Consider the following 8533-nt stretch of genomic DNA (forward strand, 5'->3'; position numbering starts at 1 on the left):
GGGTCAGGCCTGGTGGGTGCCCGCCGACCGCAGGTTCTGGCAGGCCTCGACGACGCGAGCAGCCATGCCGGCCTCGGCCTCCTTGCCCCAGGCGCGGGGGTCGTACTGCTTCTTGTTGCCGACCTCGCCGTCGATCTTCAGGACGCCGGTGTAGTTCTTCAGCATCCAGTCGGCGACCGGGCGGGTGAAGGCGTACTGGGTGTCGGTGTCGACGTTCATCTTCACGACGCCGTAGTCGACCGCGGCCGAGATCTCCTCGGGCAGCGAGCCGGACCCACCGTGGAAGACGAGGTCGAGGGGCTTGGAGCCGGCCGTGCTGCCGTGGGCGGCGACGATGGCGTCCTGGCACTCCTTGAGGATCTCGGGGCGCAGCTTGACGTTGCCCGGCTTGTAGACGCCGTGCACGTTGCCGAAGGTCAGCGCCGCCATGTAGCGACCCTTCTCGCCGAGCCCGAGGGCCTCGACGGTCTTCAGGGCGTCCTCGGTGGTCGTGTAGAGCTGGTCGTTGATCTCGTTGGCGACACCGTCCTCCTCGCCACCGACGACGCCGATCTCGACCTCGAGGATGATGTTGGCGGCGGCCGTGAGGGCGAGCAGCTCCTGGGCGATCTGGAGGTTCTCCTCGAGTGGCACGGCCGAGCCGTCCCACATGTGGCTCTGGAAGATCGGCAGGCCGCCGGCCTTGACGCGCTCGGTGGAGGCCGCGATGAGCGGGCGGACGAAGCCGTCGAGCTTGTCCTTGGGGCAGTGGTCGGTGTGCAGGGCGATGTTCACCGGGTAGTGCTTGGCGACCTCCTCGGCGTACGCCGCGAGGGCGAGCGAACCGGCCACCATGTTCTTGATCGTCGACCCGGAGGCGTACTCGGCGCCGCCCGTGGAGACCTGGATGATGCCGTCGGAGCCGGCCTCGGCGAAGCCACGGATCGCCGCGGTCACCGTCTGGCTCGACGTGATGTTGATGGCCGGGTACGCGAACGAGCCAGCCTTGGCGCGGTCGAGCATGTCGGCGTAGATCTCGGGCGTTGCGATGGGCACGGCGATCTCCTAAAGGGGTAGTGACGGGGCCGGTACGAACCCGATCCTTCCACGGATGCCGTCGCCCCACACAGGGACGTCCGTACCCGACGGTAGGGCGGCGTCCGGCACACCGGCCGGGCCCCCTACGAGGCCACGAGCACGTAGGGGCGGGTGTCGGCGACCGGGTGCAGACCGAGCCTGAGCAGGATCGGGCGCGAGTCGGGTGAGGTGTCCACCCGGGCCAGGGGGTAGCCACGCTCGAGGGCCATCGACGCGCGGTGGCTGACCAGGGCGCGGTACAGCCCGCGACGTCGCCACGACGGCAGGGTCGAGCCACCCCACAGGCCACAGAACTGCGTGCCCTCGGTCATCCGCAGGATGGCGTACGACACCGCCTCGCCGGTCTCGAGGTCCTCGACGACACTCGTCGCCATGAGGTCGGGCCGAGCCTGCTGCTCAGCGCGCAACGCCTGCGCGATGTCAACCCCCTCACGCCCCCACACCGCCTTGACGAGTCGTCCGACCCGGTCCCAGTCGCGCTCGCTGCTCGGCGTCGACAACCGCACCCCGTCCGGCAACGTGACGTCGTGCACGAGGTCGGCGCACCGGCCGAGCAGCACGACCTCCGGGTCCTGCGCGACGAACCCGGCAGCCACGAGCCGCGCCTGCAGGTCGGCGGGCTCGTCGTAGCCGTAGGTCTTCCACTCGACCTCCTGGCCCCTGCTCGTGAAGAACTCCACCTGCCGGGCGATCCAGTGCCCCGGGTCCTCGCCCAGACCCTGCGGGCACTCGACCATCGCGCCCGGCGCACCGGCATCCGCGGGGTAGGTGCGGTGGACCGGCCCGTCGTGCTCGACCACGAAACCCGGTGCCGCGTCCTTGTCCGCGAGGCGGATCTGGGTGTGGAATCGGGTGAGGAGGTCGTCAGGCGTCATGGACCCATTGCACGCCATCGGATGCCGTTCGCGCACCCGCGTTTTCCCCTCGCCTCCTCCCTTGCGTCCGGCATCTTGGCTGCCCCGACGACCACCCTGCCGGACGCAACGCTGGGTCGCCGTACTCACGCGCGGCCCCCACCGAACCCGTCAGGCTGTGAGTCATGGACCTGTCCACCGTGCGTGACCTCGCCGCCGCGACCCCCGCTACCCGCAACCGGGTCGTCGACCTGCTGCGCGCCGCGGCCATCGTCGTGGTCGTGCTCGGCCACTGGCTGATGGCCGCCGTCGTGGTCCGCGACGGTGAGCTCGAGATCGGTCACCTTCTCGAGCTCGCCCCGTGGACCCACCCGCTCACCTGGGTGTTCCAGGTGATGCCGGTGTTCTTCCTCGTCGGGGGCTATGCCAACGGCTTGTCATGGCGCTCGGCGCGGGCGAAGAACCTGCCGTATGCCGGGTGGTTGCGGGCGCGGCTGCGGCGGCTCCTCACGCCGGTGGTCCCGCTCCTGCTGGTCTGGCTGCTCGCGGTGGTCGTGGCCCACGCGGCAGGGGTGCCGACCGCGACCCTGCGCACGGCATCCCAGGTGGCCCTGGTGCCGACGTGGTTCCTCGCCGCCTACGTCGTCGTCTGCACGGTCGCCCCGGCCACGCTCTGGGTGTGGGAGCGCTGGGGCTGGTCCAGCATCGTCGGCGGGTTGGCACTCGGGTGCCTGGTCGACCTCGTGAGCCTCGGCACCGACACGCTGACCGTGGGGTTCGCGAACTACCTCGTCGTGTGGGCCACGGTGCACCAGGTTGGCTACGCCTGGCTCGACGGTCGCCTGGCCGGCACCGGTCGACGGCTGGCCCTGGCCGCCGTCGGGCTCGTCGGTGTCGTGGGGCTGGTGTGGGCCGGCCCCTACCCCGTGTCGATGATCGGGCTGGACGGGGCGGCCGTGAACAACTCATACCCGACCCGGGTGACGTTGGGGTTCCTCGGCCTGCTGCAGGCGGGGCTCGTGCTGGCCCTCGAACCCGCGCTGGCTGCGTGGTTGCAGCGGCCGCGCGCCTGGTCGGCGACGGTGCTGCTCAACACCCGGGTCATGACGCTCTACCTGTGGCACCTCACGGCCATGGTGCTCGCCATCGGGCTCTCGCTGCTGCTCGGCGGGCCCGGCCTCGGCGTCACCCCGATGACCGGGGCCTGGTGGGTGACCCGGCCGCTGTGGTGGGCCGTGCTCGGCCTCGTGACCCTCGGGTGCATCGCCGCGCTCGGCCGGTTCGAGACCCCGCGACGAGACGAATCACCCGCTCCGCCGGTGTGGCTGCCGGTGCTCGTCACCGTGCTCGCCTGCGGGGGGCTCGGATTCATGGCCGCCAAGGGCATCGTCGGCGCAGATGGGGTGCACTGGTGGTGGCCCGTGCTCACCGTGGGGGCGGTGGCCCTGCTGCGCCTGCCGGTCACATCGCGTCGGCGAGCAGGCGCAGGGTCTCCTCACGGGCCGGCGACCGGCGGACAGGCGTCCCCGCGAAGGAACCGGCGACCGGGCTGACCATGACCTCGTCCACGTCGAACGTGGCGGCCAGCTCACGCACGCGCGCAGCCGCCTGCTGCGGGTCCCCGACGACCCATCGGCTGGCCATCTCGTCGGCCAACGGCTGGTGCGCCACCATGACCCCCCGCGCCTCCGCCTCCTCGACCGTCTCCTGCGGCATCAGTGGCTGCCCGGTGCGCAGCGCCACCATGGTGCGCACCATCGGCTGCACGAGCCGCTGCGCCTGCGCCTGCGTGGGGGCGACGACGACGTTGACGGTGAGGAAGGTCCGCGGCTCCGGGTGTTCGGGCGAGGGCTGGTAGCCCTCGCGGTACAGGGCGAGCGCCTCGGCGGTCCCACGGCCCGAGAAGTGGTGCGCGAAGACGTACGGCAACCCGCGGGACGCAGCGAGGCGGGCCGAGAAGTCCGAGGACCCGAGCAGCCAGATCATCGGCACCGAGGTGGCACGGGGGGTGGCGCGAAGCACGTGCTCACCACTGCCCAGCCGCAGGGCGGCCCCGGCGGGCGACATCATCGCGAGCACGTGGTCGACGTGGTCGGGGAAGCGGTCGACGGCATCGGCCTCGACGCCACCGGCGCCGCTGCGCAGGGCCCAAGCCGTGACCTGGTCGGTGCCGGGCGCCCGGCCGATGCCGAGGTCGACGCGCCCCGGAAAGGCGGCCTCGAGCAGGGCGAACTGCTCGGCCACCACGAGTGGCGCATGATTCGGAAGCATCACCCCGCCGGAGCCGACCCTGATCCGCGCGGTTGCCGCGGCCACGATGGCGGCGAGGACCGGAGGGTTGGTCGATGCGATGCTCGGCATGTTGTGGTGCTCGGCCAACCAGTAGCGGCGGTAGCCGTTCTCGTCGGCGACCTTGGCCAGCGACCGCATCGCGGCGACGGCATCACCACTGCTCTGGTCTCCTCGCACGGGCACGAGGTCGAGCACGGACAGGGCGGGCGCGGGACGCATGGAGGGGCTCACCCCGTGTCCAGCGGTCACCGGGCCACTGCTATTCCGACGTGGGACGAGCGGGCAGCGGTCGCTGGTGAAAGACGCGCCGACGCACCCACGCGTGCATGGCGATCGCGGCGGCCGCACCGGCGTTGATCGACCGCGTCGAGCCGAACTGCTCGATGTGCAGCACGGCGGTACAGGCCGCCCGCATCGGCTCGCTCAGCCCCGGGCCCTCCTGCCCGAAGACGAGCACGCACTCGCGGGGCAGGTCGTAGGTCTCCAGCGGGTCCGAGCCGGGGAGGTTGTCGATGCCGATGATCGGGATGCCGTCGGCCTGGGTCCCCGCGCCCCTCGCCCACCGCACGAGGTCGTCGACGTCGGGGTGGTGGTGCTCGTGCTGGTAGCGGTCGGTCACCATCGCCCCGCGCCGGTTCCAGCGGCGCTTGCCGACGATGTGGAAGGCCGCAGCGTTGAACGCGTTCGCCGTGCGCACGACCGAGCCGATGTTGAAGTCGTGGCCCCAGTTCTCGATGGCGACGTGAAACGGGTGGCGACGGGTGTCGAGGTCGGCCACGACGGCATCCATGGTCCAGTAGCGGTACCGGTCGGCGACGTTGCGCCGGTCGCCCTCGCGCAACAAGTCGGGGTCGAAGTGGTCCCCGTCGGGCCACGGCCCCTGCCACGGCCCCACCCCCACGTCGGCGGGCTCGTCGTGGCCGCTCATGCCGGCACGTAAGCGGTCATGCGTGGACGCGCGACAGGAACTGGCGCGTGCGCTCCTCGCGCGGGTCACCGAGAACCTGCTCGGGCGGCCCCTGCTCGTGGATGACCCCGCCGTCGAGGAAGCACACGGTGTCGGCGACCTGCCGGGCAAAGCCCATCTCGTGGGTGTTGAGGATCATCGTCATGCCCTCCTGCGTGAGGGATCGCAGCAGGTCGAGCACCTCCCCGACGAGTTCCGGGTCCAGCGCCGACGTCACCTCGTCGAGCAGCATGAGGGTCGGGTCGTTGACGAGCGCGCGGGCGATGGCCACCCGCTGCTGCTGCCCACCCGACAGGTCGTCGGGGCGCGCCCCCGCCCGGTCGCGCAGACCCACCCGGTGGAGCATGGCCATGGCCTTGTCCTGGGCCTCACCCCGCGGCACACCGTGCACCCGGATGGGGGCCAGGGTGATGTTGTCCATCACCGACAGGTGGGGGAAGAGGTTGTAGGCCTGGAAGACCACGCCCATCCGGGCGCGCACGGCATCCGCATCGATGCGCGGGTCGGTGATGTCGTCCCCGTCGAGCGTGATCCGACCGTCGTCGACGACCTCGAGCAGGTTGACGCACCGCAGCAGGGTCGACTTGCCCGAGCCGCTGGCGCCGATGAGCACGACGCACTGGCCGCGCTCGACGGTCAGGTCGATGTCCTGGAGCACGACGTTCTTCCCGAACGACTTCCGGACCCCCTCGAGGGCGAGCAGGCTCATGACGGCATCCTCACGTGGGTGCTCACAGGTGACCCCCGGCGCCGTGGAAGCCCTGCCGCCGGGCCACCCAGTCGGTGAAGCGCGCCATGGGGATCGTCAGGCAGACGAAGAGCGCGCCGGCGACGACGTACGGGGTGTAGTTGAAGTCGCTCGCCGTCTCGATCTGTGCCGCACGGATGGCGTCGATGACACCGAGCACGGCGATGAGGCCGGAGTCCTTCTGCAGCGAGACGAGGTCGTTCATCAGGGCGGGCACCACGCGGCGCACCGCCTGCGGGAGCACGACGTGCCGCAGGGTCTGCCCGTAGCTCAGCCCGAGCGAACGCGCCGCCGCCCGCTGCGAGGGGTGCACGGACTCGATGCCGGCGCGGAACACCTCGGCCACGTAGGCCGAGTACGACAGCACGAGCGCGCACCCGCCCCAGAACAGCGCCGAGTTCGGCACCCCCGACAGCTGCAGCGCGGGGGCGCCGAAGCCGAGGAGGAAGAGCACGAGCAGCAGCGGCAGCCCGCGGAACAGGTCGACGTAGGCCGTCGCGAACAGGCGGAGCGGGAAGGCCACCGGACCCCGCACGGTGCGCATGACGGCCAGGGTGAGGCCGAGGATCGCGATGAGCACCGCACACACGAGCATGACGCGGATGTTCAGCCAGAGCCCGTCGAGCACCGCCGGGAGGGAGTCGACCGCCTTGTCCCAGGAGAAGAAGGTCTCCTTGACACGAGGCCACCCGGGCGAGCTCACGACGAGGGCGACGATGGCGCCCAGCATCGCGAGCGTCGAGGCCGTCGCGACGACGGCGGAGCGGCGGGTGCGGGCCGAGCGGTAGGCCGCGCGCTCCTGCTCCAGCGCAGACGGGACCCACCGGTCCTCGACGGGTTCCCCCGTCGACTCCGTGGGCCCCAGCTGCTGCGAAGGGTCCTGCACGATCGGCTGCTACTTCAGCTCGGGCGCGCCCTGGGTGGACAGCCAGGTGGTGACGAGGGTGTCGAGCGTGCCGTTCTCGCGCAGGGTGTCGACGGCCTGGGTGACGCATCCCGTGAGCGGGCTGCCCTTGTCGAGCACCGCACCGAACTGCTCGGGCTCACCCTGCAGGGGCAGCTGACCGACGATGACGCCGTCGTCGAGCTGGGCGGCCGTCATGTAGAACGCGGTCGGCAGGTCGGCGACGATCCCGTCGATCTGCTTGTTCTTCAGGGCCTGCACGGCGAGGTCGTTGGTGTCGAAGACCGCGACCGCAGCCGAGGGCTGCACCTGGTCCTTCGCGGCGTTGTACGAGGTGGTGCCGACCTGGGCACCGAGCTTGGCGCCCTTGAGGTCCGCCACGGTCGTCTTGCCGTCGATCGGGCTGCCCTTGTAGGTGATGACTGCCTGGCGCACGTCGTAGTAACCGCTCGAGAAGTCGACGGCCTGCTTGCGCTCGTCGCTGATCGACACCTGGTTCACGTCGAAGTCGAACGCCTTCTTGCCCGGCGCGACGACCGTGTTGAACGGCGCGACGACCCAGGTCACCTTGTCCTTGGCGAACCCGAGCTCGTCGGCGATCGCGTAGGCCACGGCTGACTCGTAGCCCTTGCCGTTGCTCGGGTCGTCGTCGACGAACCACGGCTGGTAGGCCGGCTTGTCGGTGCCGATCGTCAGGGTGCCGGCCGTCAGCGTCTTCATCGTCTCGGGGGTGCAGGTGGCGGCGGATGCCGTGGCGTCACCAGAGGCCGAGGCGGCGGGTTCGTCGGTGGGGCTGCCACAGGCGGCCAGCGCGAGGAGGGCGGACCCGGTGAGGGCGACCCCGAACAGGCGGGTGGCGCGGGTGGCGCGGGTGGTCGGCATGGGTGTTCCTTCACTGTCGGTGCGAGCCGTCCCGATCGGCCCGGATCGGTGCTCAATGTAGCCGCGGCCCCGACGTGCGGGTGCGCCCGCCCTGCGTGCGGGCGGGACCACGCAGCCGGACGACCTACTCTTGATGGCGTGATGCCTTCCCTCGGACCTGACTGGATGGACCCCCAGTGGCTCCTCGACCGCTTCGGAGAGCAGTTCTTCTGGGTGAGCGTGGCCATCGTCTTCATCGAGTGCGGCCTGCTGTTCCCCATCCTCCCCGGAGACTCGCTGCTGTTCGCGGTCGGCCTGTTCATCGCGCGCGGTGACATCGACCTCAACATCGTCGTGGCCTGCGCCATCCTCAGCGCCGCCGCCTTCGCGGGCAACGTCACCGGCTACGAGATCGGTCGGGCCATCGGGGCGCCGCTGTACGAGCGCGACGGCCGGTTCATCAAGAAGAAGTACTTCGACCAGACCCACGACTTCTTCGAGAAGTACGGCGCCAAGGCGCTGGTCATCGGCCGGTTCGTGCCCATCGTGCGCACGTTCATCACCGTGGTCGCCGGCGTCAGCCGGATGAACCGTCGGCACTTCTTCGTCTGGAGCGCCGTCGGCGCGGTGCTCTGGGCGACCGGCATCACCTTGCTCGGGTACTTCCTCGGCGGCATCGACTTCGTGCACGACAACCTCGAGGCGGCGGTGCTGCTCATCGTGGCCATCTCGGTGCTGCCCATGGTGTTCGAGTTCCTCAGGCACCGCTCGGCGACCAAGACCGTCATCGACGAGATCGACGAGGTCGTCGACGACGTGCGAGACGGCAC

General features: G+C 70.7%; 9 protein-coding genes. 2 read left to right on the forward strand and 7 right to left on the reverse strand.

Going from position 1 to position 8533, the window contains the following annotated elements; genetic code table 11:
• Positions 1–3: 3 nt before the first annotated feature.
• Positions 4–1035 carry a class II fructose-bisphosphate aldolase gene (gene fbaA / locus PLL68_RS04305; protein WP_324531972.1) on the reverse strand — a complete coding sequence of 344 codons (1032 nt, stop codon included), beginning with the start codon at positions 1033–1035 and terminating at the stop codon, positions 4–6.
• Positions 1036–1160: 125 nt separating this feature from the next.
• Positions 1161–1952 (reverse strand): GNAT family N-acetyltransferase, encoded by a 792-nt coding sequence (locus PLL68_RS04310; RefSeq protein ID WP_324531974.1) that lies wholly within the window; start codon positions 1950–1952, stop codon positions 1161–1163.
• 164 nt (positions 1953–2116) lie between these two features.
• Between PLL68_RS04310 and PLL68_RS04315 the strand changes: the two genes are divergently transcribed.
• Complete coding sequence (locus tag PLL68_RS04315; RefSeq protein ID WP_324531976.1) at positions 2117–3484, forward strand: acyltransferase family protein; 1368 nt, start codon at positions 2117–2119, stop codon at positions 3482–3484.
• Here PLL68_RS04315 and PLL68_RS04320 read toward each other — a convergent pair.
• From PLL68_RS04320 to PLL68_RS04340, 5 genes are read right to left on the reverse strand one after another with little or no spacing between them, the layout of a single operon-like run.
• Positions 3393–4442 (reverse strand): LLM class flavin-dependent oxidoreductase, encoded by a 1050-nt coding sequence (locus PLL68_RS04320; protein ID WP_502910665.1) that lies wholly within the window; start codon positions 4440–4442, stop codon positions 3393–3395. The two genes, PLL68_RS04315 and PLL68_RS04320, sit on opposite strands and share 92 nt — an antisense overlap.
• A gap of 40 nt (positions 4443–4482) precedes the next feature.
• Positions 4483–5151 (reverse strand): TrmH family RNA methyltransferase, encoded by a 669-nt coding sequence (locus PLL68_RS04325; protein WP_324531980.1) that lies wholly within the window; start codon positions 5149–5151, stop codon positions 4483–4485.
• 16 nt (positions 5152–5167) lie between these two features.
• On the reverse strand, positions 5168–5899 hold the full coding sequence (locus tag PLL68_RS04330; protein ID WP_324531981.1) for an amino acid ABC transporter ATP-binding protein: 732 nt from the start codon (positions 5897–5899) through the stop codon (positions 5168–5170).
• A gap of 22 nt (positions 5900–5921) precedes the next feature.
• Complete coding sequence (locus tag PLL68_RS04335; protein WP_486657229.1) at positions 5922–6824, reverse strand: amino acid ABC transporter permease; 903 nt, start codon at positions 6822–6824, stop codon at positions 5922–5924.
• Between the two features lie 9 nt (positions 6825–6833).
• Entirely contained in the window at positions 6834–7724 is an 891-nt protein-coding gene (locus tag PLL68_RS04340) for an ABC transporter substrate-binding protein (protein WP_324531983.1), read from the reverse strand.
• A gap of 141 nt (positions 7725–7865) precedes the next feature.
• Here PLL68_RS04340 and PLL68_RS04345 point away from each other — a divergent pair.
• Positions 7866–8533 (forward strand): DedA family protein (locus tag PLL68_RS04345; protein ID WP_324531985.1); only part of this gene is annotated, 668 nt, incomplete at its 3' end.

This window comes from Ornithinibacter sp. (assembly GCF_035443565.1).
GTDB lineage: Bacteria > Actinomycetota > Actinomycetes > Actinomycetales > Dermatophilaceae > Fodinibacter.

Bases quoted from the DNA above. Each gene is read 5' to 3' on its own strand.
- PLL68_RS04310 (WP_324531974.1), bottom strand. From the start codon at position 1,952: ATGACGCCTGACGACCTCCTCACCCGATTCCACACCCAGATCCGCCTC.
- PLL68_RS04315 (WP_324531976.1), top strand. From the start codon at position 2,117: ATGGACCTGTCCACCGTGCGTGACCTCGCCGCCGCGACCCCCGCTACC.
- PLL68_RS04320 (WP_502910665.1), bottom strand. From the start codon at position 4,442: ATGCGTCCCGCGCCCGCCCTGTCCGTGCTCGACCTCGTGCCCGTGCGA.
- PLL68_RS04325 (WP_324531980.1), bottom strand. From the start codon at position 5,151: ATGAGCGGCCACGACGAGCCCGCCGACGTGGGGGTGGGGCCGTGGCAG.
- PLL68_RS04330 (WP_324531981.1), bottom strand. From the start codon at position 5,899: ATGAGCCTGCTCGCCCTCGAGGGGGTCCGGAAGTCGTTCGGGAAGAAC.
- PLL68_RS04340 (WP_324531983.1), bottom strand. From the start codon at position 7,724: ATGCCGACCACCCGCGCCACCCGCGCCACCCGCCTGTTCGGGGTCGCC.